Origin of the sequence: Comamonas sp. A23, from assembly GCF_004522605.1 — a bacterium.
Taxonomy (GTDB): Bacteria; Pseudomonadota; Gammaproteobacteria; order Burkholderiales; family Burkholderiaceae_C; genus Comamonas; species Comamonas thiooxydans.
Map to the genome: position 1 here is coordinate 125143 of NZ_RSDT01000007.1, position 22408 is coordinate 147550.

The 22408-nt window shown below is 62.1% G+C and carries 18 protein-coding genes; 10 read left to right on the forward strand and 8 right to left on the reverse strand.

Features of this window, described 5'->3' with window-relative positions; genetic code table 11:
• Positions 1–3 precede the first annotated feature (3 nt).
• Entirely contained in the window at positions 4–2391 is a 2388-nt protein-coding gene (locus tag EIC84_RS16600; RefSeq protein WP_003069188.1) for a xanthine dehydrogenase family protein molybdopterin-binding subunit, read from the reverse strand.
• Between the two features lie 33 nt (positions 2392–2424).
• Positions 2425–2895: a (2Fe-2S)-binding protein gene (locus EIC84_RS16605; protein ID WP_003069186.1), complete on the reverse strand. Its 471-nt coding sequence runs from the start codon at positions 2893–2895 to the stop codon at positions 2425–2427.
• Positions 2896–3053: 158 nt separating this feature from the next.
• Between EIC84_RS16605 and EIC84_RS16610 the strand changes: the two genes are divergently transcribed.
• The 4 genes from EIC84_RS16610 (at position 3054) to EIC84_RS16625 (ending at position 7711) form a co-directional block, all read left to right on the forward strand.
• A complete protein-coding gene (locus EIC84_RS16610) occupies positions 3054–4226 on the forward strand; it encodes a helix-turn-helix domain-containing protein (RefSeq protein WP_034362991.1) in 1173 nt (390 codons plus the stop codon).
• 346 nt (positions 4227–4572) lie between these two features.
• On the forward strand, positions 4573–5193 hold the full coding sequence (locus EIC84_RS16615) for a TRAP transporter small permease subunit (protein ID WP_003069181.1): 621 nt from the start codon (positions 4573–4575) through the stop codon (positions 5191–5193).
• A 19-nt stretch (positions 5194–5212) separates the two neighbouring features.
• On the forward strand, positions 5213–7054 hold the full coding sequence (locus EIC84_RS16620) for a TRAP transporter large permease subunit (RefSeq protein ID WP_003069179.1): 1842 nt from the start codon (positions 5213–5215) through the stop codon (positions 7052–7054).
• A 105-nt stretch (positions 7055–7159) separates the two neighbouring features.
• Positions 7160–7711 (forward strand): hypothetical protein, encoded by a 552-nt coding sequence (locus EIC84_RS16625; RefSeq protein ID WP_003069178.1) that lies wholly within the window; start codon positions 7160–7162, stop codon positions 7709–7711.
• Between the two features lie 84 nt (positions 7712–7795).
• Here the strand turns inward: EIC84_RS16625 and EIC84_RS16630 are convergent, their stop codons facing one another.
• From EIC84_RS16630 to xseB, 5 genes are all read right to left on the reverse strand, one after another.
• On the reverse strand, positions 7796–8878 hold the full coding sequence (locus EIC84_RS16630; RefSeq protein ID WP_003069176.1) for a TRAP transporter substrate-binding protein: 1083 nt from the start codon (positions 8876–8878) through the stop codon (positions 7796–7798).
• Positions 8879–9065: 187 nt separating this feature from the next.
• Positions 9066–10148: an ABC transporter substrate-binding protein gene (locus EIC84_RS16635; protein WP_003069173.1), complete on the reverse strand. Its 1083-nt coding sequence runs from the start codon at positions 10146–10148 to the stop codon at positions 9066–9068.
• A gap of 278 nt (positions 10149–10426) precedes the next feature.
• On the reverse strand, positions 10427–12295 hold the full coding sequence (gene dxs, locus EIC84_RS16640; protein ID WP_003069165.1) for a 1-deoxy-D-xylulose-5-phosphate synthase: 1869 nt from the start codon (positions 12293–12295) through the stop codon (positions 10427–10429).
• A gap of 65 nt (positions 12296–12360) precedes the next feature.
• A complete protein-coding gene (locus EIC84_RS16645; RefSeq protein ID WP_003069162.1) occupies positions 12361–13302 on the reverse strand; it encodes a polyprenyl synthetase family protein in 942 nt (313 codons plus the stop codon).
• A gap of 38 nt (positions 13303–13340) precedes the next feature.
• Positions 13341–13580, reverse strand: coding sequence for an exodeoxyribonuclease VII small subunit (xseB, locus tag EIC84_RS16650; RefSeq protein WP_003069159.1), 240 nt, complete (start codon positions 13578–13580; stop codon positions 13341–13343).
• Positions 13581–13594: 14 nt separating this feature from the next.
• On the opposite strand from xseB, the gene EIC84_RS16655 reads away from it, so the two are divergent.
• The 6 genes from EIC84_RS16655 (at position 13595) to flhC (ending at position 19070) form a co-directional block, all read left to right on the forward strand.
• A complete protein-coding gene (locus tag EIC84_RS16655) occupies positions 13595–13825 on the forward strand; it encodes a hypothetical protein (RefSeq protein ID WP_100086428.1) in 231 nt (76 codons plus the stop codon).
• A gap of 188 nt (positions 13826–14013) precedes the next feature.
• A complete protein-coding gene (locus EIC84_RS16660) occupies positions 14014–15153 on the forward strand; it encodes an aromatic ring-hydroxylating dioxygenase subunit alpha (protein ID WP_003069154.1) in 1140 nt (379 codons plus the stop codon).
• A 352-nt stretch (positions 15154–15505) separates the two neighbouring features.
• Positions 15506–16420, forward strand: a complete 915-nt coding sequence (locus EIC84_RS16665; protein ID WP_003069151.1) for a DMT family transporter — start codon at positions 15506–15508, stop codon at positions 16418–16420.
• Between the two features lie 207 nt (positions 16421–16627).
• Positions 16628–17539, forward strand: coding sequence for a sulfurtransferase (locus tag EIC84_RS16670; RefSeq protein ID WP_003069148.1), 912 nt, complete (start codon positions 16628–16630; stop codon positions 17537–17539).
• A 614-nt stretch (positions 17540–18153) separates the two neighbouring features.
• Entirely contained in the window at positions 18154–18480 is a 327-nt protein-coding gene (gene flhD, locus EIC84_RS16675) for a flagellar transcriptional regulator FlhD (RefSeq protein WP_003069145.1), read from the forward strand.
• 38 nt (positions 18481–18518) lie between these two features.
• Positions 18519–19070, forward strand: coding sequence for a flagellar transcriptional regulator FlhC (gene flhC, locus EIC84_RS16680; protein ID WP_003052834.1), 552 nt, complete (start codon positions 18519–18521; stop codon positions 19068–19070).
• Positions 19071–19515: 445 nt separating this feature from the next.
• Here the strand turns inward: flhC and ppc are convergent, their stop codons facing one another.
• A complete protein-coding gene (ppc, locus tag EIC84_RS16685; RefSeq protein WP_003069143.1) occupies positions 19516–22365 on the reverse strand; it encodes a phosphoenolpyruvate carboxylase in 2850 nt (949 codons plus the stop codon).
• Positions 22366–22408 lie beyond the last annotated feature (43 nt).

The window sequence follows — 22408 nt, forward strand, 5'->3', positions numbered from 1 at the left end:
GCCTCAGGGGCGTGCAGCATCGATGGCTTCCCACACGCGGTGCGGGCTGGCAGGCATGTCCAGATCCTTGACACCCAGCGAATGCAGAGCATCGAGCACGGCATTGATGACGGCTGGCGGCGAGCCTATGGCCCCGGCCTCGCCGCAGCCCTTGGTACCCAGCGGGTTATGGGTGCATGGCGTGCAGACCGTACCCAGCTTGAAATCGGGCAGATCGTCGGCGCGGGGCATGGCGTAGTCCATGAAGCTGCCGGTCAGCAACTGACCCGAGTCACGGTCGTAGACGCAGTTTTCCAGCAGCGCCTGGCCTATGCCCTGGGCCAGTCCGCCATGGACCTGCCCCTCCACGATCATGGGGTTGATGATGGTGCCGAAATCGTCCACGGCACTGAAGCGGTCGACACGCACCACGCCCGTGGCAGGGTCCACCTCGACCTCGCAGATATAGGTGCCGGCCGGGAAAGTGAAGTTGGTGGGATCGTAAAAAGCGGTCTCGTCCAACCCCGGCTCCAGCTTGTCCAGCGGATAGTTGTGCGGCACATAGGCCGTCAGCGCAATCTGGGCGAACGGCAGCTTTCTGTCGGTGCCGCGTACCGTGAACTCGCCTCCTGCGAAGTCGATGTCGGCATCGCTGGCCTCCATCAGGTGGGCGGCAATCTTCTTGGCCTTGGCCTCGATCTTGTCCAGCGCCTTCATGATGGCCGCACCTCCGACGCTGATGGAGCGCGAGCCATAGGTGCCCATGCCAAAGGGCACGCGGCCCGTATCGCCATGGACGATCTCCACATGCTCGACGGGAATGCCCAGTCGGGCCGCCACCACCTGGGCAAAAGTGGTCTCATGCCCCTGACCATGACTGTGCGAGCCCGTAAACACCGTCACGCTGCCCGTGGGATGAACGCGCACCTCGCCGCACTCGAACAGACCGGCACGTGCGCCTAGCGCCCCGGCAATATTGCTGGGAGCAAGGCCACAGGCCTCGATGTAGCTGCTGTAGCCCAGGCCGCGCTTGAGGCCTCTGGCCTCGCTGGCTGCGCGCCGGGTCGCAAAGCCCGCCACATCGGCCAGTTGCTCGGCCTGATCCATGCAGGCCTTGTAGTCGCCGGTGTCGTACTGCAGCGCCACTGGCGTCTGATAGGGAAAGCTGGTGATGAAGTTGCGACGCCGGATCTCGGCCTGGGACAGATTCATCTCCCAGGCACAGCGGCTAACCAGGCGCTCAAGCAGATAAGTGGCCTCGGGGCGGCCTGCACCCCGGTAGGCATCCACGGGCGAAGTGTTGGTGAACCAGGCATCGACCTCAATATGGATTTGCGGCGTGGTGTACTGACCCGCCAGCAAGGTTGCATAAAGAATGGTGGGCACGGCGCTAGCGAAAGTGGACAGATAGGCGCCCAGATTCGCATCGGTGTGCACACGCATGGCGAGGAACTTGCCATCGGCGTCCATGGCCATCTCGGCATGGCTGACATGGTCGCGGCCATGCGCATCGGTCAGGAAGGACTCGCTGCGATCGGCCGTCCACTTGATATTGCGGTTGAGCTTCTTGGCCGCCCAGGTCAGGCAGACATCCTCGGCATACAGAAAGATCTTGGAGCCGAAGCCGCCGCCCACATCGGGAGCAATCACGCGCACCTTGCTCTCGGGCAGGCCCATAACGAAAGCCGTCATCAGCAGCCGCTCCACATGCGGGTTCTGGTTGGCCACGTACAGCGTGTACTCATCCATGGCGCGGTTGTAGCTGCCGATGGCCACGCGCGGCTCCATGGCATTGGGAATCAGGCGGTTGTTGACCAGGTCCAGCCGCGTCACATGGGCCGCGCCCGCAAACACGGCATCCACGGCTGCCTTGTCGCCTATCGCCCACTGGTAGCAGCGGTTGTCGGGGGCGATATCGTGAACCACGGCGCCGGGCTTTTTGCCACCCGCCGCATCGGCCACGTTCACGACCGCAGGCAGCACCGCGTAATCGACCTCCACCAGCTCGGCCGCATCGCGTGCCTGCTGCAGGGTCTCGGCAACCACCATGGCCACCTGGTCGCCCACATAGCGCACGGTATCGAGGGCCAGAATCGGGTGCGGCGGCTCCTTCATGGGCTCGCCATTGGTGCTGGTGATCAGCCAGCCGCAGGGCAGGCCGTTGATGCCGGCGGCCGCCACATCGGCACCCGTGAGCACGCCGACCACGCCTGGCGCTGCCTTGGCGGCATCCACGTTGACGCTGCGCAATCTGGCATGGGCATGGGGCGAGCGCACAAATACCGCATAGGCCTGCGCGCCCAGCGTGATGTCGTCCGTGTACTGGCCTGAGCCGGTCAGAAAGCGATCATCCTCGCGGCGCAGAACGGCTTCGCCGATATGCGGCAGCTTGGAAAAGTCAGATGCACCCATGGTGTGTCTCCTCTTCTAGTTGTGATGCGCTGCTCAGCTGGCGCTCATGCCGTCGCGACCCACTTTGACAGCGGCGACGATGTTCTGGTAGCCCGTGCAGCGGCAGATATTGCCTTCGAGCAGTTCGCGGATTTCGGCATCGGTGGCCTGAGGCTTTTGGCGGCACAGATCCACCGCACTCATCACCATGCCGGGCGTGCAGAAGCCGCACTGCAGGCCATGACACTGCTTGAAGGCCGCCTGCATGGGATGCATGGTTCCATCGGCAGCGGCCATGCCCTCTATGGTCTGCACCTCCGCACCCTGAGCCTGCACGGCTAGCATGGTGCAGGACTTGATGGCCTTGCCATTGACCAGCACCGTGCAGGCTCCGCACTGGCTGGTATCGCAGCCCACATGGGTGCCCGTCAGGCGCAGCTGTTCACGCAGCGCCTGCACCAGCAAGGTATTGGGGGGGACGTCAATGCTGGCCGCGCGGCCATTGACCAGGAACTGAACATTCATCGTGATGCCTCCTGCCTTTATCCGAAGAATTGGGTAACAAAGCACAACCGCACTCTCTATGGTGGGCAGTTACCGCGATGCAAGGCGCTAGGGTTGACCCCCAAGCCAGGCGAAACACGCACAGATATTCTCAAAATGAAACACTGTCCGGAGTCCGCATGTCGCCCGCCAGCCCCGCCCTTTCTGCGCAAGCCGCAGCCCATCCAGGTGCACGCGATTCACTGCTTGTACTAGCCAGGCAGCAGTTGCTGGCGATGGACTCATCCCATGCGCTGGCACCGTCTGGCCTGGCTCCCTGGCTCTGGCGCTCGTGGCAGCGCTGCGTGGCGCAGGGCCGTCATCCCGCGCAAAAAGTGGAGTTCGAGGCCGTCGGACCTCACGCGCTGCGCCACGCCCAGGACAAGCACCAGTTGCTGCTACAGGCCGCACGTCCGGTCATGACGCAGCTGGTCGCGGCCGTGGGTGCCATGCGCTACTTCTGCCTGCTGACCGATGCCCAGGGACTGGCACTTGAAGTGCAAGGCCCCGTCGACCACAGCGATCTGCGCGCACTGGCCGTAGGCCGTGTCGGCGTGGATCTGTCCGAGCGCGGCGTGGGCACCTCAGCCATAGGCGCGACACTGGCCGAACTCAGCCCGGTATGGCTGCACAGGCAGGAGCATTTCTTTGACGACCTGCGCGACTACAGCTGCGCAGGCGCTCCGGTATTCGGCCCTCAGGGCGAGTGCCTGGGCATGCTGGACATCACCGGCATTGATGTACCAGAGCGCCCCGAACTGCTGCTGCTGGCACTGCGCTGCGCACGCGCCATCGAAGATCGATTGCTGCGGGCCCTGCCTCATACCCTGCTGCTGCGCGTGAACTGGCCCGGCGGACCTCTCGGCCAGGAAGGCGAAGGCCTGATGGTATTTGATGCCGAAGGCCGATTGCTGGGCAGCAATACCATGGCCAGGCAACTGGTGCCGCGTCCTCTGCAAGCCCCTGGGGAGGACTCGCTCATCCAGAGCCATGAGCTGCTGGCCCTGCCCTGGAGTCATCTGATCGAACATGCGCGCCAGCGGCCCGAGGCGCCACTGCAACTGCCGCTGTGGTCCGGCCTGCGCCTTCTGGCGCTGGCACAGGCCGGTCCCTTGCTGCGCGCGCCCATCATGCCGGGGTCCGGCGCAGCCTGTCGGGCAACATCTGCCAATGCCATGACCACGCCGCTGCGCACCAGCGAGTTGCTGCTGATTCAGCAAGCCATGCAGGAGGCTCACGGGAATGTAACCGTCGCAGCCCGCAACCTGGGATTGAGCCGGGCCACGCTCTATCGCCGGCTGGCCAGCAAATAAGAGGTCTTGAACCGGATCTGATGCAGTTTGGCTCTCTACGGATTTGCCCTAGTTTCAGCGCGAAAACGCCCTCCACGACAGCAGGCGCACACTAGCAAGCAAGCCCATGACAAATACAAAATACCTCAATAAAACAATCATCTAAGCCGCACCAGCCATGCATATCCAGCTATCGTACACATAGCAGGCACAACTGACGCTCGGACGCCACATTTGCGTGCGTATTTGTAAAAAACACCATACCTGCGTCCGTAGAATCTCCAGTTTGGTTCAAAAACTCAGATCGCCCTGAGGCTTACCAGCCCCAACAGCGCGACGCATACACAGCCTACTTTTTGGAGACACCATGCAGGCTTTACTCGCCCTGTCCAGGGCTATCGACAGGCTCAACGCCTTTGTCGGCAAATATTCCATCTGGCTGATATTTGCCGCCACCTTCATCAGCGCCGCCAACGCCATTGTTCGCAAGGCCTTTGACACCAGCTCCAATGCCTTTCTGGAAGTCCAGTGGTATCTGTTCGCATGGTCATTTCTGATTGCTGCGGGCTACACCCTGCTGCATCGCGAGCATGTGCGCATCGACGTGATCAACAGCCGCCTGTCCAAAAAGGCCCAGGTCTGGATCGACATCATCGGCTTTGCCTTCTTTCTCACCCCGCTATGCCTGACCATTCTGTGGCTGAGCATGCCGGTGGTGATTCAGATGTACCAGTCCGGCGAAATGTCGGGCAACCCCGGCGGGCTGATCCGCTGGCCCGTATGGACGGCGATTCCTGTGGGCATCACCTTGCTGCTGCTGCAGGGCATCTCCGAGCTGATCAAGCGCATTGCCTTCCTGACCGGTGACGGCCCCGACCCCATGGGCAAGCTCAGCGACAAGAGCGCCGAGGAAGAGCTGGCCGAGGCCCTGCGTGCCGAAGCCGATCGCAAGCAGGCTGAGGCGCTGGCCGCCCAGGCCAAGGCCTAACGGTAGCGGGAGACAATCGATGGAATTTATCGCTACCAACTACGCCCCCATCATGTTCGCGGGGCTGATCTGCTTTTTGCTGCTGGGATTTCCCGTGGCCTTCAGCCTGGGTGCAGCAGGCCTGGCCTTCGGCTTCCTGGGCATCGAACTGGGCGTCTTCCCCTCCTCCGTGATGGCCTGGCTACCCCAGCGCCTGATCGGCATCATGGCCAACGACACCTTGCTGGCCGTGCCTTTCTTCACCTTGATGGGCCTGATTCTCGAACGCTCAGGCATGGCAGAGGACCTGCTCGACACAGTCGGTCAGGTGTTCGGCCCCATCCGCGGCGGTCTGGCGCTGGCCGTGATCTTTGTGGGCGCGCTGCTGGCCGCCACCACCGGTGTGGTTGCCGCTTCGGTGATCTCCATGGGCCTGATCTCTCTGCCCATCATGTTGCGCTATGGCTATGACCGTCGTCTGTCATCGGGCGTGATTGCAGCCTCGGGTACGCTGGCACAGATCATTCCTCCCTCGCTGGTGCTGATTCTGATGGCCGACCAGTTGGGCAAGAGCGTGGGCGATATGTACAAGGGCGCCTTCATTCCCGGCTTCATGCTCATGGGTCTGTATGTGTTGTGGGTGGTGATTCTCGCCATCTTCAAGCCCAAGATGGTGCCTGCCCTGCCTGTGGAGGCACGCATCTACCGCGAGGCCAATGGCAACGGTGGCTATACCTCGCTGGCCGTGGTCATGGGCATCTCGACCATCGTGGCCATCTTCCTGGCCAATCACATGGCCGACCTGCACACCTGGTGGCAGGGCAAGGAAGTGCTGGATGTACCCACTGACGAGAAGATCGTCACCGCCATGTGCGGCGGCACGTTCATCGCCTTTGTGATCGCCTCGCTCAACCGGGTCCTCAAGCTGGGCCTGCTGTCCAAGCTGGCCGAGCGCGTGACCTTTGTGCTGATCCCCCCTCTGCTGCTGATCTTCCTGGTGCTGGGCACCATCTTCCTGGGCATTGCGACTCCGACAGAAGGCGGCGCCATGGGAGCCATGGCTGCCCTCATCATGGGTTTTGCCCGCCGTCGCCTGAACATGGATCTGCTCAAGCAGGCCCTGGCCTCGACCACCAAGCTGGCAAGCTTCGTGATGTTCATCATGATCGGCGCCACCACCTTCAGCCTGGTGTTCCAGGCCGCCGACGGCCCCAAGTGGGTGGAGCATCTGCTGACCAGCCTGCCCGGCGGCCAGGTGGGCTTCCTGATCGTGGTCAACATCATGATCTTCTTCCTGGCCTTCTTCCTGGACTACTTTGAACTCTCGTTCATCGTGGTGCCGCTGCTAGGCCCCGTGGCCGAGAAGATGGGCATCGACCTGATCTGGTTCGGCGTGCTGCTGGCCGTGAACATGCAGACCTCGTTCATGCATCCGCCCTTCGGTTTTGCACTGTTCTTCCTGCGCTCGGTCGCTCCGGACAAGCAGTACGTCGACAAGGTCACGCACAAGGTCATCGAGCCCGTCACCACCATGCAGATCTACAAGGGTGCCGTGCCTTTTGTGCTGATTCAGCTGGTGATGGTGGGTGTGCTGATCGCCTTCCCCGGCATCGTGACCGGCGCGCTCGACAAACCGGTGGTCGTGGACATGAACAAGGTGGGCGACGAGATGCTCAACCAGCTCAACGATGCTGGCGGAGGCTATGGCGCAGACAACCCCTTCGGGGCCCCTGAGGGCGGCGAAGAAGGCTCTGCAGTGCCAGCGGCCCCTGCCGAAGGCAACCAGCCTACCCCGGCCGCACCCGATGCAGGCGGCTATGGCTCGGATGACCCTGCCAAGGCCTTGCAGGATTCACTGAACGCAGCTCCTGCGAGCAAGTAAATCTTCGCCCCTCCGCTGATACAGCCCCGGCTCACCAGAGCCGGGGCTTTTTCATTGAGCAGAGATTGCTGAGTGATAGATTTGCTGCTTTCCCAGGAAACCGCAATGACCATCGCCGAATTGCTGACGGCCATCCGTCAACCATACGCAGACCTGCTGTCACAGGCAGCCAATGCTCAGGACTCTTATGTAGAGCCGGCCTATCGCAACAGCGATGGAACGCTGGCCACCGAAGGTGCATGGAATCTGCCCTGCAGGGTCGATGCCATCCCCGTATCGGAAGACAGCGCAGAACCTGTACAAGTGGATTCACAGACGCGGCTCGATTTCGAACCCATTCATTTCCGCATCGGTGATTCCGCAGTGGAGCTGCAGCCCTTTGTCTGGGACTGGCTGTCGCTGGAAGTGCAAGGTCTGACAGAAGAGAAGGCCTCCAAGGCGCTCATAGACTGGTTCAACGATTGGTTTGATGGGGATGATGAAAACGAGCCGGATGCAGCGGGGCTGCAGCAAGTCGTTCACTTCATGTCGGACCCGCAAGTCCTGGCAGGAGGAGTGAAAGCGACCATAGATCTTGGCTCTGCACCTGTCGAAGCCCTGGAGGATTTGCTGTTTGCGCTGTCCGATGCAGGAGCCGCCCAACTCAGGCTCGCATAATTTCGGGCGCATGAAAAAACCGCAGCAAGCTGCGGTTTTTTTGCAGCCAGCGCATGGCGCCGGCAGTCTTGAGTCTGACCGAAATCAGATCTTGGCAGTCGCCATGTACTGATTGAAGGGATACTCGGAGAAGCGGTTCCACAGAATCTGGTCGCGCTGGAAGGCACGCATGTCCTGGTGGATCTTCTTGAATTCTGGCGACTTGGCTTCGTGCTCGGCAAACACTTCCATGGAGGCCTTGAAACCTGCGTCCATCAAAGGCTTGGGGAACATCTTGAGCTGGGTCTTGTTGGCCACCAGGCGCTTGATGGCCTGAGGATTCAGCACCTGGTACTTGCTGGTCATGTCGGCGGCAGCCACGCGGGTTGCCGCGTCCAGGATCGCCTTGTTCTCGGGCGACAGCGCGTTGTACTTCTTGATGTTGATGAAGAACTCCAGCTCGGCAGAGCCTTCCCACCAGCCGGGGTAATAGTAGTAAGGCGCAACCTTGTTGAAGCCCAGCTTCTCATCGTCGTAGGGACCGACGAATTCCACGGCGTCCAGCGTACCCTTTTCCAGAGCCTGGTAAACATCGCCAGCGGGCATGTTCTGCGCCACCACGCCCAGCTTGGCCATGGCCTCGCCGAACACGCCGCCGCCCAGACGCATCTTCAGACCCTTGAGGTCTTCCACGGTCTTGATTTCCTTGCGGTACCAGCCGCCCATCTGGGTCGTGGTGTTGCCGGCCGATGCGGTCTTGAAGTTGTACTTGGCAAAGAAGGCGTCAAGGAGCTTGCGGCCGTTGCCATGATCCTTCCAGCCGTTCATCTGCAGTGCGGTCAGGCCGAAGGGCACGGCGCAGCTGAAGGCGAAGATGGGATCCTTGCCGGTGAAGTAGTAGGCAGCGGTCTGTGCCATGTCAATGGTATCGCCCTGCAGCGCATCCACCACACCGAAAGCGGGCATCAGCTCGCCAGCGGGGTGCACCGAAATCTCGAACTTGCCGCCCGACATGGCCTTGACCAGTTGCGACAGCTTTTCAGCACTGCCGAAAATGGTGTCCAGCGACTTGGGGAAGCTGGAGGCCAGGCGCCAGCGCACAGCGGCCTGGGCGTGAACAGCAGGTGCTGCACCCGCGGCCAGCACGCCGGCGATACCGGCATTTTTCAGAATGGAACGACGATCCACTTTAGTCTCCTTGAGGAACGAATTGAGCTGATACAGACCACTGATCTATGCCAGCTTGTTTTATGCAACAGGCACAAAATGTACACGAGCCAACCGTTTCACAAGCGCTAAAAAGTGACCGTTCGCTTAAGAAGTTCTACCTAGTGATGCGCATCAAGTCTGGCACCCAATTGAAAACAATCACTCACTACAGCCGTACCGCACTCATATAGCTGGCATAGCGGAACTCGGAGAAACGATCCCAGAGCAACTGGTCGTGCTGAAATCCGCGCATGCTTCTGTGAATTTTCTTGAACTGTGCCGACTTGCCTTCATGCTCGGCCATGGTGGCCATCACGGCCTTGAACCCAGCATCCATGAGCTCGCGCGGAAAGGCTCGCAGTTGCACGCGTTCGCTGAGCAGCTTCTTGAGCGCAGCGGGGTTGTACGCCAGGTACTTGGCAGTCAGATCCTTGGCGGCCAGCGCCGCTGCTGCCTCCACCATGGCGCGCAGCTCGGGCGTCAGGGCCGCAAAGGCCTTGGCATTGATGAAATAGGCCAGCTCGGCGCCTCCCTCCCACCAGCCCGGATAGTAGTAGTAAGGTGCGATCTTGCCGAAGCCCAGCTTCTGGTCGTCATAGGGGCCGACAAACTCCACAGCATCGAGACGACCTTTTTCCAGCGCCTGCTGTGCGTCGCCAATAGGCATGTTGACGGCCTGCACTCCCAGCTTTTGCAGCGCATCGCCCAGCAAGCCGCCGCCGGCGCGCATGCGCAGCCCGTGCAGATCCTGCACGGTCTTGATGTCCTTGCGGTACCAGCCCCCCATCTGCGTGCCGGTATTGCCGGCACTCAGACTCTTGATGTTGTACTGGGCGTAGAAATCATCCATGAGCTTGCGCCCACCGCCATACTCCATCCAGGCATCCATCTGCCGCGCCGTCAGACCGAAGGGCACGGCACAACCCAGTGCAAAGCAGTAGTCCTTGTCGGTGAAGTAGTAGGGAGCGGTCAAAGCCATTTCGACTGAGCCGTTCTGCACCCCCTCCATCACGCCAAAGGCAGGCATCAGCTCGCCTGCAGAGTGCACGCTGACCTCGATCTGGCCGCCCGACATAAGCCGCAGCGACTGGGCAAATTTCTCGGCCCCGCCAGAGATGGCGTCGAGGACTTTGGGAAAACTCGTCACCAAGCGCCAGCGCAGCAGCTCCTGGCTGCGCACCGCAGGAGCCACGCCCGCTGCCAGCACACCGGCCATGCCCACATGTTTGACGAGTGAGCGACGATCCATGAATATTTCTCCGCTAGTAGTTGTCCATTGCAAAGCCGGCTGCAGCAGCCTGATCGCAGGCCGGCAGCCACAGGCATTCTAGGAACGCAGACGCCGGCCGTGTGGCGATTCGCGGTTGCCGTCAGTTTTCTTGACGGCAAGCAAAGAAAAAGGCCCTTCGATGAAGGGCCTGGTTTCAGTCCATCATGACTTACGCAAACAAGGATGCAGCAACGGCCTGCCTCCCTGGAGCGGGCATCTGCCTGAACCCGTTTTGCGTAAACGATGTCCCTATCGCATCAGCCCGCAGCCAGACGCTTTCGGATGGAGGCCTCGATGCCTGCGGCATCCAGCCCCTGCAGCGCAAGCAGCTTGGCGGGGTCGCCATGCTCGATGAACTCGTCGGGCAGACCCAGCTGCAGCACGCTCTTGCTCAGGCCATGGGCGGCAAGGCTCTCCATGACGGCACTGCCAGCGCCGCCCATGACGCAGCCTTCTTCCAGCGTGACGATGAGCTCATGATCTGCAGCGATCTGGAGCAACAGCTCTTCATCGAGAGGCTTGGCCCAGCGCATATTGGCAACACTGGCATCCAAGGCTTCGGCTGCCTGCAAGGCAGGGTACAGCAAGCTGCCAAAGGCCAGAATCGCCACCTTTTTGGAAGCTGATTCACGGCGCATCTCGCCCTTGCCAAAGGGCAGGCCTTCCAGGCTTTCCAGCGGAGTCACGCCAACACCGGCGCCGCGCGGGTAGCGCACGCAGACAGGGTGATCCTGCTCATAGGCCGTGGTCAGCAACTGGCGCGTTTCGCGTTCGTCCGCCGGGCAGGCCATGCTCATATTGGGAATGCAGCGCACAAAGGCGATGTCGTAAGCGCCGGCGTGCGTGGCACCGTCGGCGCCCACCAGACCGGCGCGGTCCAGCGCAAACACCACGGGCAGGTTCTGCAGCGCAACGTCGTGGATCAGTTGGTCGTAGGCACGCTGCAAGAAAGTGGAATAGATGGCCACCACGGGCTTGACGCCTTCGCAGGCCATACCGCCGGCGAAAGTGACTGCATGCTGCTCGGCGATGCCCACGTCGTAGTAGCGGCCGGGAAAGCGCTTGTGGAACTCCACCATGCCCGAGCCTTCACGCATGGCGGGTGTGATGCCGACCAGACGCTGGTCCTTGGCAGCCATATCGCAGAGCCAGTGACCAAACACCTGGGTGAAGGTCTGCTTGGCAGGCGTGGCTGGCTTGACCAGACCGACCGCCGGGTCGAATTTCCCGGGGCCGTGATAGGCCACGGGGTCGGCCTCGGCCAGCTTGTAGCCCTGGCCTTTCTTGGTGACCACATGCAGGAACTGAGGCCCCTTGAGACCCTTGATGTTCTCCAACGTGGGAATCAGCGAATCGAGATCATGGCCATCGATGGGACCGATGTAGTTGAAGCCGAATTGCTCGAACATGGTGGCAGGCACGACCATGCCCTTGGCCTGTTGTTCCAGACGCTTGGCCAGCTCCAGCAAGGGCGGCACCTGCTTCAGGACGCTCTTGCCCACATCGCGGGCCTTGGCATAGAACTGGCCGCTCATCAGCTGGGCCAGATAGCGATTGAGCGCGCCCACGGGCGGGCTGATGCTCATATCGTTGTCATTGAGGATGACCAGCAGGTTGGCGTCATGCACGCCGCCGTTGTTCAGCGCTTCGAAAGCCATACCTGCCGTCATCGCGCCGTCACCGATCACGGCAATGGCCCGCCGGTCTTCGCCTTTTTGCTTGGCGGCCAAAGCCATGCCCAGCGCCGCAGAGATGCTGGTGGACGAGTGCGCCGTGCCAAAGGTGTCGTATTCGCTCTCGGCCCGCTGGGGAAAGCCGGACAGGCCGCCGAACTGGCGCAGCGTGCCCATGCGATCGCGGCGACCGGTCAATATCTTGTGCGGATAAGTCTGATGGCCCACATCCCAGACGATGCGGTCATAGGGCGTGTTGAACACCGAGTGCAGCGCCACGGTCAACTCCACCGTCCCCAGATTGGAGCTGAGGTGCCCGCCGGTCCTGGAAACGCTGTCGATCACATAGGTGCGCAGCTCTGCGGCCAGGCTCTTGAGCTGGGAGCGCGAGAGACCGCGCATATCTGCGGGATCGTTGATGTTGTGCAGCAGGGAAGAGGTATTCGTGGACATGTTCTATATTTTTAATAGCTGCTAGTGTTTACCAATACTGGATTACAGGGCTTCTCTATTAAATCTCAGTGGGTGCGCTGCACAACCATATCGGCCAGTGCACCCAGGGCCTGCGTGTCGGCCAGACCACTGCGCGTCAAGGCTGCATGGGCCTGCTGGCGCAGCTGCTCGGCATGGGCTCTCGCAGCCTCCAGCCCCAGCAGCGACACGAAAGTGGGCTTGTCATTGGCCGCATCCTTGCCGGCCGTCTTGCCCAGCGTTGCGGAGTCGGCCACCACATCCAGAATGTCGTCCACCACCTGGAAGGCCACGCCCAGTGCCTGGCCATAGTCGGTCAGCGCGGCCAGCGCCCGGGCATCGGTCTGTGCATTGCAGGCAGCCCCCATGAGCACGCTGCCCAGCAGCAGCGCACCGGTCTTGAGGCGGTGCATTTCGCGCAGTTGCGCCTCGCTCAGTTGCTTGCCCACGCTGGCCAGGTCGATGGCCTGGCCGCCGGCCATGCCCTGGCTGCCCGCCGCTGCGCCCAGCAGGCGGCACAGCTTGGCCTGCATGGAACAGGGAATGCCGTCGTCTTCAGGCAGCAATAGCTCGAACGCCAGAGCCTGCAGGGCATCGCCGGCCAGCAGGGCCGAGGCTTCGCCAAACTGCACATGCACGGTGGGCTTGCCACGGCGCATGGTGTCATTGTCCATGCATGGCATGTCGTCGTGCACCAGGGAATAAGCGTGAATCAGTTCTACGGCACAACCTGCGCGCAGTGTGGCCGCAGCCAGACCGCCCACCGCCTCGGCGGCCGCCCAGACCAGCAGCGGTCGCAAGCGCTTGCCACCATCGAGCACGGCGTAGCGCATGGCCTCGCCCAGGCCCGCAGGTGCATTGATGCCCACCCAGCGCGACAGCGCATCTTCGGTGCGCGCCAGTCTCTCCTGCATCCAGACGGAAAAATCCAGGGCAGGCTTGCCCTCGTTCAAAGGCGTCGATGGTTCGGCAATCATTGATTCATTCATGGGCTGCATCTTCAGAGCACAAAGCGCGGACACCGGGATCAGTCCTGGGTCCAGGCAGACAGCTTGCCTTCGTCCAGTACCTTGACCTGCTCCTGCACGGCTTCGAGCTGGCTGCGGCAAAAGCCCAGCAGCTCGGCCGCACGCTGGTAGCCGCTGAGCATCTGCTCCAGCGGAAGCTGACCCGATTCGATCTGCGCAATCAGTTGTTCCAGCTCCTGCAAAGCAGCTTCATAGCTGACAGGCTGTTCGGATTTTTTGGCGGCAGCGGCCTTGGGCATGGATGGTGTGGGCGATGTTGGACGAAAACGACGATTTTAGGCGTCCCTGCACCATTGGCGTGCAATGCCCGCAAAGCCGGCAGGCGGGAGATGTCTTGGCTGTGACTTCCGGCCAGGTCGATGCCGTCCGCGCCGGCCCTTTTGACGACCTGCCACGGTTTGCGGACGGCTGGCAGCTTGCTGACAGGATCAATCGCTACAGCGTCGAAATAACGTCAATACACGTACCAGAAAAACGGAAATAACCCCACAGCCTATAATCCCATTCCCGTCAAGCCGGCCACGTGCCTGGTCATCCGGTCGGGCAAACGAGTCGGCTGGCCATGCGCCACCGCCCATTGCCTGAGGCCCGTGTCCAGACAAGGCCGGTTTCGTTTTTTACCGTGTGCGCACGTGCACCCTCCCTGTGGGGAGTCTTTAGGTCAGGTCATCCATGACTGATTTAAGTCTTCAACTGCAGCAGGCCGCAAGCCAACTACCAGTTTCAAGTTATTTCGACGAGGCGCTGTTCCAGCGCGAGTTGGAAACGATTTTCAAGCGCGGCCCGCGCTACGTGGGCCACCAGCTGGCCGTTCCCGAGATAGGCGACTACTACGCCCTGCCTCAGGAAAAAGAGGGGCGGGCGCTGGTACGCAATGCCAAAGGCGAGATCGAGCTGATCTCCAACGTCTGCCGCCACCGCCAGGCCGTGATGCTCAAGGGACGCGGCAATCTGCTGTCCGAAGGCAAGGGCCATGCCGGAGGCAACATCGTCTGCCCGCTGCACCGCTGGACCTACAGTACCAGCGGCGAGCTGCTGGGCGCCCCGCATTTCAGCCACGACCCCTGCCTGAACCTCAACAACTACAAGCTGCGTGAGTGGAACGGACTGCTGTTCGAGGACAACGGCCGCGACATCGAGGCCGATCTGGCCGGCATGAAGCTGCGCGAGCAGCTCCAGTTCGACGGCTTCGTGCTCGACCATGTCGAGATGCACGAGTGCAACTACAACTGGAAGACCTTTATCGAGGTCTATCTGGAGGACTATCACGTCGGCCCCTTCCACCCCGGTCTGGGCAACTTCGTCACCTGCGACGATCTGAAGTGGGAATTCGCCAGCGAGTACTCGGTGCAGACTGTGGGCGTGGCCCCGGGCTTCGGCAATCCGGGCTCGGACATCTACAAGAAGTGGCACGAGGTGCTGCTGGCCTACCGCAACGGCGAGCTGCCCGATCGCGGCGCCATCTGGCTGACCTACTACCCCCACATCATGGTGGAGTGGTATCCGCATGTGCTGACCGTTTCGACCTTGCACCCGCTGGCCGTGGACCGGACGCTGAATGTGGTGGAGTTCTTCTACCCCGAGGAAATCGCCGCCTTCGAGCCCGAGTTCGTCCAGGCCCAGAAGGCCGCCTACATGGAAACCTGCATCGAGGACGACGAGATCGCCGAGCGCATGGACGGCGGCCGCAGGGCGCTTTATGAACGCGGCGACAACGAGGTCGGCCCCTATCAGAGCCCCATGGAAGACGGCATGCAGCATTTCCACGAGTGGTATCGCCGCATCATGGGCGACAGCGTCCCCCAACGCTGAATGAGGTAAGCCTCAAGACTGATAGCTGCTATCGCTTACCCTCCAAGAACGTGTTTAGGATCTCTACGCAGCCGCGTTGGAGCGCAATCGGGATGAGTTCGAAGCGATGGCTCGCTGCTTGCACCGGGGTGCAAGCAAGAGACAGCGCACAGAAATCGCCCGATTTCGCTCCAACCCTTCGGGACAGGGGCTTTGCGAGCGGTCTGCGACGTTGCGAATCCTCGCAATAGCGCGGCTATTGCTGTGGTATCGCGCCTTGCATCCCATCCCGCAAAGCCTCTGTCGCGGCGCGAGGAGATCGTAAACACGTTCTTAGCACAGCAGCTATTTTTTATGCTGAATTGAGTGAGATATGCAAGCCCTGTGGATGGTGTTGGCCGCCTTGATTTTTGCGGTCATGAGTGTGTGTGTGAAGTTTGCCTCCCAGGACTTCAATGCGGCGGAGATCGTGTTCTACCGCGGCCTGGTCAGCATGGCGCTGCTGGTCTGGCTGGCCAGACGCAGCGGCGTGACGCTGACCACCCAGTACTCGCGCGAACATGCATGGCGCAGCTTCGTCGGCGTGATCTCCATGGGAGCCTGGTTCTATGCCATCGGCCATCTGCCGCTGGCCACGGCCACCACGCTCAACTCCATGAGCAGCATCTGGATGGCGGTGTTTCTGATCGCCCAGGGCCTGTGGATGCGCCACACGCTGCGCAAATCCTATGCGGCCGAACCCGAAACCCGCCGCGCCATTCCGCCCTTCCCCTGGGGCCTGGTGTCCACGGTGGTGGCGGGCTTTGTCGGCGTGCTGCTGGTGCTGCGCCCAAGCAGCGCACCGGCCAGCGAATGGGTGGCGGCGCTTGGCGGCCTGTTTGGCGGCATGTTTGCGGCCATGGCCTATATGCAGGTGACCACCCTGTCGCGCCTGGGCGAGCCTGAAACTCGCGTGGTATTCTATTTCTCGGTGGGCTCGGCCATTGCCGGCGGCATCACCATGCTGTTCACCGGCATCTCGCCCTTCCCCGGTTGGAGCGCTCTGTGGCTGCTGCCCGTGGGCGTGCTGGCCGCCGTGGCCCAGGTCTGCATGACCAAGGCCTATGCCTCGGCCGGCAGCAAGAGCAACACCCTGGTCGTCGCCAATCTGCAGTACTCGGGCATTGTGTTTGCCGCCCTGCTCAGCCTGGTGCTGTTTGGCGAAAGCATCCCTCTGATCGGCTGGGTCGGCATTGTGCTCATCGTCGCCAGCGGAGCCGCAGCAACCGCCTTGCGCTCCAGGGGCTAGCCATGGCAGGGGGCGCCCTGCGCCTTCGCCATGCACGTCAGCAGCCCCAGCCTGCCGCGCAGTCCACGCCGGATCTGCGCGGCTTGCCATATCCAAACAATGAAGCGGCGGGGCACCGGCGCTACGGCCCGATCGCATAATGCTCTGCATGCCGCAAGACTGCACGCCATGCCGTCTGCAGCCGTTCAATCTTTGGAGCAGCAAGCCATGAACCACTCGACGCCCGAGCACTACAACACCTTGATTTCCGTCGAAGAGCTGGCCAGACTCAAGGCCAGCGGCAAGCCCTTGATGGTGTTTGACTGCAGCTTTGACCTCATGAATCCGCCCGCCGGCCACGAGCAATATCTGCAGGTCCATATCGATGGCGCCCTGTTCGCCAATCTGGACAAAGACCTCAGCGCACCGCACGGAGCCCCCGGCGAAGACGGCCAGGTCGCCACCAGCGTGCAGTCGGCCTCCGGCGGCCGCCACCCCCTGCCCACGCGCGAGCGCTTTTCCGCCTGGCTGTCGTCCATAGGCTTTGCCAACGATATGCAAGCCGTGGTCTATGACCGCAACGCTGCCAATTACTGCGGTCGCCTGTGGTGGATGCTGCGCTGGGCCGGCCACGATGCCGTGGCGGTGCTCGATGGTGGACTGCAGGCCTGGCAGACGGCCGGCCAGGCGGTGGGCAGCGGGGAAGAGCCCCGCCATTTCCAGTCCAACTTTGAACTGGGCCAGCCGCTGGAGACGCTCAAGACCGTAGATCAGGTCGAGGCCGATCTGGGTCAGGCCACCCAGACCCTCATCGATGCCCGGGCCCCGGCCCGCTACCGCGGCGAGGTCGAGCCCCTGGACCCCGTGGCAGGCCATATCCCGGGCGCGCTGAATCGGCCGTTCAGCAGCAATATCGCCGCCGATGGACGCTTCAAGCCCGCAGCGCTGCTCAAGGCCGAGTTCGAGCAGTTGCTGGCCGGACGCGATCCCGCCAGCGTGGTGCACCAGTGCGGCAGCGGCGTCAGCGCCACCCCCAATGTGCTGGCCATGCGCATTGCCGGCCTTGCGCCAACGGCCTTGTTTGCCGGAAGCTGGAGCGAGTGGTGCAGCCAGCCTTCCCGGCCAGCCGAGCGGGGCTGAGCTTCAGCATGTCGGTGTCGCGTCAGGCACCGGCTTTGAACAGGTACGCGCCCCCGCGCTTGCCGGGTTCACTCCCTGGGCCACGGCCGGAGCGCCCCGTGATCACCGTGGACAGGCGCAAGCGCGGTGCGGCGCGCTTGATCAGTGCCAAGCCAGGCCAGACCAAGCCCGCTCCTTCTCGGTGCTCCGGGCCTTGGCGAAATGGCCGATGCCCATGTCCGCAATCGCATGTCGATGCAGCTTGGCAACCCGGATTCGAGCCGCTATCACAGGAAATCCCAGCGGCCTTTTTCATAGGCGATCAGATACCGAATAAAAAGCCGCCTATTTGCTCGTTTGTCATCTTTCGGACAGATTCACAATACATGCACCAGCGGAATCCGGCCTGACGCAATGTCAGCCCCCACCCGGCACTCCGAGTCATCCCGAAGGACGGCAAAGCAGTAAGGGAAATCCTACATGCCTGCCTGTGAAACCAGACCGGCGATACCGACGCTCCCCGACTTCAGTTCGATCAGGGCTTGAAACACAATTCATTTCAACAGATCGAAACACTTTTAACGTCTTGTTTGTGTGCGCCGTGACGGTCTGTCGAGATTGAAAGGACTGGACCCATGAACAACGAACAACTGCTTGCCGAGATCCGCGAAGCCAACCTCACCTATCTGATGCTGGCCCAGACCCTGATCCGCCAGGACAAGGCCGAGGCCGTGTTCCGTCTGGGTCTGAACGAAGAGTCCTGCGACCTGCTGGGCTCGCTGTCTTCGGCCCAGGTGCTCAAGCTGGCATCGCGCAACACCTTGCTGGCCAGCTTCCGCGCCGACGACGAAATGGTCTGGAGCCTGCTGACCAACCACAGCAGCAACAAGATCGGCAATGCCGCCACCAATACGCTGCACGCCAACATCCTGATGGCCAGCCGTGTCTCCGAAGTGCTCTGAGCACCCGCTAGCGACTACCTGGTTTTAAGGAGAGATTGATGCCCGCCGCCAAGACTGCCACCAAAAGCGTTCTGAACGAATCCAAGCAAATCGAGCGCGCCGCCATGCTCATCGAGATGGGCGCCCGCATGCAGGTGCTGGAGTCCGAGACCACGCTGTCTTATGAACGCCTGATCCGGCTGTACAAGGAAATCTCGGGCAAGTCTCCGTCCAAGGGCCAGTTGCCGTTTTCCACGGACTGGTTTCTGACCTGGCAGGAAAACATCCACAGCTCGCTGTTCCTCAACATCTACGAATACCTGTCCAAGGGCGTGGAGCTGGACTCGGCCGAGCAGCTGACCAAGGCCTACCGCCTCTATACCGAACAGATTCAGGCCGCCGAACTCGAGGTGCTGCTGTCCTTTACCCGCGCCTGGCGCCTGGTGAAGTTCGTCGATGCGCAGATGCTGACGCGCACCCAGTGCTCGGTCTGCAAGGGCCAGTTCGTGACCGAGCCTTACGAGAATGCGCGCCACTACCAGTGCGGCCTGTGCAATCCTCCCGCGCGCGCCGGCAAGAGCAAGGCCGCCGGGTCCTTAATGCTTCACTGAGGGGTTGACTCCCCTGAGCCGCTTTGCGGCTTCCCCCTGAGGGGGACGACATCCTCGCTGCGCGGCGGCGCTTGCTTAATGTCTCGCTTTTGGAGCATGAGTGCTTGAAGGCTTTTCAACTTTCATAGCTGCTAGCGCCATGCAACAAAGGGTTTGAAGTATTTATCTGCTTCAAGCCCTTTATGCGTTGGCGCATGCAGCTACTAAAGTTGCTGCTTATCTTCCGTGATCTGCTGCGGCGGCTTCAACGTGTCCGGCCTTGATGGCCGAGAAACTGCGACAGCGCTTGCTGGATGGCTCGCTGTGCAAGCGCGCTTGCTTGAGGGCTCTTCAACTTCCATAGCTGACAGCGCCAAACAACAAAGGGTTTGAAGCATTTATCTGCTTCAAACCCTTTATTCATTAGCGACATAAGCTCCTAATTCAGGAGCATCCATCAGCGACCTCAACCCGTGTTGCGCACTCCGGCGGCGATGCCGTTGATGGACAGATGGATGCCGTTCTTGACCCTGTCGTCGGTCTGTCCCGCACGCCAGCGGCGCACCAGCTCCACCTGCAGGTGGTTCAGCGGGTCGATATAGGGGAAGCGGTGGCGGATGGAACGCGCCAGCGCGGAGTTGTGCTCCAGGCGCTGCTTGTCGCCCGTGATCTGGTTGAGCGCTTCCACCGTGCTCTGCCACTCGGCCTCGATCGCACCGAAGATGCGGCGGCGCAAGCGCGTGTCGGTCACCAGCTCGCTGTAGCGCGAGGCCAGGTTCAGGTCGCTCTTGGCCAGCACCATGTCCATGTTCGAGAGCAAGGTGCGGAAGAACGGCCACTGGCGGTACATCTTCTGCAGCAGCGCCAGCTGCGCCTTGGCATCCTTGCCCGGACGGTGGATGAAGGCCTGGATCGCCGAGCCGAAGCCATACCAGCCCGGCAGCGTCAGGCGGCACTGGCCCCAGCTGAAGCCCCAGGGAATGGCGCGCAAGTCCTCGATGGCCTGGGTCGCCTTGCGCGATGCGGGGCGCGAGCCAATATTGAGTTCGGCGATCTCGCGAATCGGCGTGCTGCTGAAGAAGTAATTGGTAAAGCCCGGAGTCTCGTAGACCAGGGCGCGATAGGCCGCCATGCTGGCTTCGGACAGAAACGCCGCAGCCTCCAGGAAGGCCTTGGTCGCCGGCTTGGTCGGCTGCAGCAGCGTGGCCTCCAGCGTAGCGGCCACCAGGGTCTCCAGATTGCGGCGTCCGATCTCGGGGTTGGCGTATTTGGAGGCGATGACCTCGCCCTGCTCGGTCAAGCGGATCTGACCGCGCACCGTGCCTGGCGGCTGCGCCAGAATGGCCTGGTAGCTGGGGCCGCCTCCACGTCCCACGGTGCCGCCGCGGCCGTGGAACATGCGCAGCCGGATGCCGTAGTGATCGGCCAGATCGTCAAACAGATCGACCAGCGCAATCTCGGCCCGGTACAGCTCCCAGTTGCTGGTGAAGATGCCGCCGTCCTTGTTGCTGTCGCTGTAGCCCAGCATGATGTCCTGCTCGCCACCGCTTTTTCGGACCAACTCGGCAATGCCGGGCAGCTGGTAGTAGCGGCGCATGATGGGCGCGGCATTGCGCAGGTCCTCGATGGTCTCGAACAGCGGCACCACGATGAGATCACATTGCGCACCGTCCTGCAGCGTGCCGCGCAGCAAACCCACTTCCTTTTGCAGCAGCAGCACCTCGAGCAGATCGCTGACGGTCTCGGTGTGGCTGATGATGCAGTGGCGAATCGCCTCGCTGCCCAGGCGCTCGCGCAGGCGTCTGGCGGTCTCGAAGATGGCCAGCTCGCTGCGGGTGTGGTCGCCGTAGTCGGCGCCCATCACGCGCAAGGGTCGTGCGTCTTCGAGCAGGCGCACCAGCAGCGCGCATTTGGCGTCTTCTTCGAGCAGGCTGTAATCGAACTCGACCTTGGCGACCGAGAGCAGCTCGCGCACCACTTCCTCATGCTTGTCCGAGCTTTGGCGCAGGTCCACCGTGGACAGATAGAAGCCGAAGACCCGCACCGCACGCATCAGCGGGCGCAGGCGCTGCGGCGCCAGGGCATCGCCGTGATAGCGCGACAGCGAGTCGTCGATGATCTGCAGATCGGCCAGAAAGGCGTCGGCCGATGCATAGGCATTCTGGGGCGCCACGGCATGGCGTGCCGCCTCGCCGCCCGTCAGCTGCCTGAGCGTCGCGGCCAGCCGCGCATAAATGCCCGTCAGCGCCCGGCGATAAGGCTCGTCGCTGCGGTGCACATTGTGGTCGGGCGAAGCATCGGCCAGTGCCTGCATCTCGGGCGTGATGTCCACCAGATTGGCCGACAGCGACAGCTCGCCGCCCAGATAGTGCACCTCGCGCAGATAGTGGCGCAGTGCCACATCGGCCTGGCGCGACAGGGCCAGTTCCAGACTCTCGGCCGTCACAAAGGGGTTGCCGTCGCGATCACCGCCAATCCATTGGCCCATGCGCAAAAAGCTCTGCTCGGGCAGCTTCTCGCCCAGCTCCTGCTCCAGCTGCTCATAGATCTTGGGGATCTCCTGCAGGAACGTGGCCTCGTAATAGGACAGAGCGTTCTCGATCTCGTCGGCCACCGTCAGCTTGGAATGACGCAGCAGCCGCGTCTGCCACAGCTGGGCCACGCAGGCTCGCAGCTGCGCCTCCACCCGCGTCAGCTCGCGTGGGGTCAGCGCGTCCTTGGCGCTGTTGTAGAGCTGGGCGCGCATCAGGATATCGTCGCGCTCGGCCAGCAACTGGGCGATGCGGCGCTCGGCCGTCAGAATGCTCTGGCGCTGCACCTCGGTGGGGTGGGCAGTCAGCACGGGCGAGATGAAACTCTTGGCCAGCGTATCGACCACGGTGGCAGTCGAGATGCCCGCCCAGCGCAGGCGCGCCAGTGCCACCTCGATGCTGCCTTCCTGCGTGTTGCCGGCGCGCTCGTGCACGGCGCGGCGGCGGATGTGGTGGCGGTCTTCGGCCAGATTGGCCAGGTGCGAGAAGTAGGTGAAGGCGCGAATCACGCTCACCGTCTGATCGCTGGACAGTCCCTTGAGCAGCTTCTTGAGCGCCTTGTCGGCCGCCTCGTCGGCATCGCGCCTGAAGGCCACCGATAGCTGGCGCACCTGCTCGACCAGCTCGTAGGCCGGCCCGCCTTCCTGCTCGCGAATCACATCGCCCAGAATGCGCCCCAGCAGCCGTATGTCCTCGATCAGCGGCAAATCCTTGTCGGTCTTGCGCACCGGCTTGTCGCCATGTTTGTCTGTATGTGCGGCGCTCTTGGGGCGGGCGGAAGGCATGAACTATTCTCCTTGGGCACGGTGTAGGGCAACTTGCCATGCT

Bases quoted from the DNA above. Each gene is read 5' to 3' on its own strand.
- EIC84_RS16600 (WP_003069188.1), bottom strand. From the start codon at position 2,391: ATGGGTGCATCTGACTTTTCCAAGCTGCCGCATATCGGCGAAGCCGTT.
- EIC84_RS16605 (WP_003069186.1), bottom strand. From the start codon at position 2,895: ATGAATGTTCAGTTCCTGGTCAATGGCCGCGCGGCCAGCATTGACGTC.
- EIC84_RS16610 (WP_034362991.1), top strand. From the start codon at position 3,054: ATGTCGCCCGCCAGCCCCGCCCTTTCTGCGCAAGCCGCAGCCCATCCA.
- EIC84_RS16615 (WP_003069181.1), top strand. From the start codon at position 4,573: ATGCAGGCTTTACTCGCCCTGTCCAGGGCTATCGACAGGCTCAACGCC.
- EIC84_RS16620 (WP_003069179.1), top strand. From the start codon at position 5,213: ATGGAATTTATCGCTACCAACTACGCCCCCATCATGTTCGCGGGGCTG.
- EIC84_RS16625 (WP_003069178.1), top strand. From the start codon at position 7,160: ATGACCATCGCCGAATTGCTGACGGCCATCCGTCAACCATACGCAGAC.
- EIC84_RS16635 (WP_003069173.1), bottom strand. From the start codon at position 10,148: ATGGATCGTCGCTCACTCGTCAAACATGTGGGCATGGCCGGTGTGCTG.
- dxs (WP_003069165.1), bottom strand. From the start codon at position 12,295: ATGTCCACGAATACCTCTTCCCTGCTGCACAACATCAACGATCCCGCA.
- EIC84_RS16645 (WP_003069162.1), bottom strand. From the start codon at position 13,302: ATGAATGAATCAATGATTGCCGAACCATCGACGCCTTTGAACGAGGGC.
- xseB (WP_003069159.1), bottom strand. From the start codon at position 13,580: ATGCCCAAGGCCGCTGCCGCCAAAAAATCCGAACAGCCTGTCAGCTAT.
- EIC84_RS16655 (WP_100086428.1), top strand. From the start codon at position 13,595: ATGTTGGACGAAAACGACGATTTTAGGCGTCCCTGCACCATTGGCGTG.
- EIC84_RS16660 (WP_003069154.1), top strand. From the start codon at position 14,014: ATGACTGATTTAAGTCTTCAACTGCAGCAGGCCGCAAGCCAACTACCA.
- EIC84_RS16665 (WP_003069151.1), top strand. From the start codon at position 15,506: ATGCAAGCCCTGTGGATGGTGTTGGCCGCCTTGATTTTTGCGGTCATG.
- EIC84_RS16670 (WP_003069148.1), top strand. From the start codon at position 16,628: ATGAACCACTCGACGCCCGAGCACTACAACACCTTGATTTCCGTCGAA.
- flhD (WP_003069145.1), top strand. From the start codon at position 18,154: ATGAACAACGAACAACTGCTTGCCGAGATCCGCGAAGCCAACCTCACC.
- flhC (WP_003052834.1), top strand. From the start codon at position 18,519: ATGCCCGCCGCCAAGACTGCCACCAAAAGCGTTCTGAACGAATCCAAG.
- ppc (WP_003069143.1), bottom strand. From the start codon at position 22,365: ATGCCTTCCGCCCGCCCCAAGAGCGCCGCACATACAGACAAACATGGC.